The organism is Burkholderia sp. Ac-20345, assembly GCF_017104825.1.
In the GTDB taxonomy this organism is placed as follows: domain Bacteria; phylum Pseudomonadota; class Gammaproteobacteria; order Burkholderiales; family Burkholderiaceae; genus Burkholderia; species Burkholderia lata_B.
The window spans coordinates 1-987 of sequence record NZ_JAAGPO010000513.1 but is presented as its reverse complement, the minus strand read 5'-3'; the positions used below and the strand labels follow the sequence as shown (position 1 = coordinate 987).

Here is a 987-nt window from a genome sequence, read left to right as displayed (position 1 = left end):
CCTCCGGCCCGATGCCCGCCACTAATCTAGCACCACGCACACGGCACCGGACGCCGTGCCCGGATACCCATCGGAAGGAGGAACCCGCCATGACGACCCATCTCACCGGCACGCGCGACGAATGGCTGGCAGAGCGCCGCGCGCTGCTCGACGCGGAAAAGGCGCTGACGCGGCAAAGCGACGAACTCGCACGGCGGCGCCAGGCACTGCCCTGGGTGCGCGTCGACAAGACCTACCGGTTCGACACCGAAGACGGGCAGGCGACGCTCGGCGACCTGTTTCGCGGCCGCTCGCAGCTGCTCGTCTATCACTTCATGTTCGGCCCCGACTACAAGGCCGGCTGCCCGTCGTGCTCGGCGCTCGCCGACGGTTTCGACGGTTTCGCCGTGCATCTGGCGAACCACGATGTGACGCTCGCCGCCGTGTCGCGCGCACCGCTCGCGAAACTGCTCGCTTACCGGCAGCGGATGGGGTGGAGCTTCCCGTGGGCGTCGTCGGTCGGCAGCGATTTCAACTTCGACTTCAATGTGTCGTTCACCGAAACGCAGCAGCGCGCGGGCGACGTCGAGTACAACTACGCGCGTGCGGGCCACGCGATGGACATGGATCCGCCTCCAGCACCCGTCGTGCAGTTCGCGGTGACGTGCGGCACCGACGCGGTCACGTATTCGCTCGACCGGCCGGGCATGAGCGCGTTCGTGCACGAGGACGGCGCGGTTTATCACACGTACTCGACCTATGCGCGGGGGCTCGACGGGCTGTGGGGGATGTACCAGTGGCTCGATCGCGCGCCGCGCGGGCGCAACGAGACCGGCCCGTGGTGGCACCGTCATGACGAGTACGCACGCGGCTGAGCGCGCCGGCGCGGGCGGAGGAGGGGGCGAGCGGCAATTTCCCGTCTACGTGTTCGCATTGGCCTGCGCGATCGCCGCGCTGTCGTTCTTCGCGAGCATCGCGCGCGTCTACCGTCAGCGCGCCTAGGTGCGG

The 987-nt window shown here is 68.7% G+C and carries 2 protein-coding genes; both read left to right on the top strand.

Annotated elements, in window-relative coordinates:
• Positions 1-89: 89 nt before the first annotated feature.
• Positions 90-854, top strand: a complete 765-nt coding sequence (locus G3O06_RS48370; RefSeq protein WP_205820472.1) for a DUF899 domain-containing protein — start codon at positions 90-92, stop codon at positions 852-854.
• The gene (locus tag G3O06_RS48365) at positions 832-981 is read left to right on the top strand and encodes a hypothetical protein (protein ID WP_205820473.1); all 150 of its coding nucleotides are present in this window, start codon (positions 832-834) and stop codon (positions 979-981) included. The genes G3O06_RS48370 and G3O06_RS48365 overlap by 23 nt, the downstream gene beginning before the upstream one ends.
• Positions 982-987 lie beyond the last annotated feature (6 nt).

Excerpts from the sequence above, each read along its gene's own strand:
- G3O06_RS48370 (WP_205820472.1), top strand. The coding sequence starts at position 90 with ATGACGACCCATCTCACCGGCACGCGCGACGAATGGCTGGCAGAGCGC.
- G3O06_RS48365 (WP_205820473.1), top strand. The coding sequence starts at position 832 with ATGACGAGTACGCACGCGGCTGAGCGCGCCGGCGCGGGCGGAGGAGGG.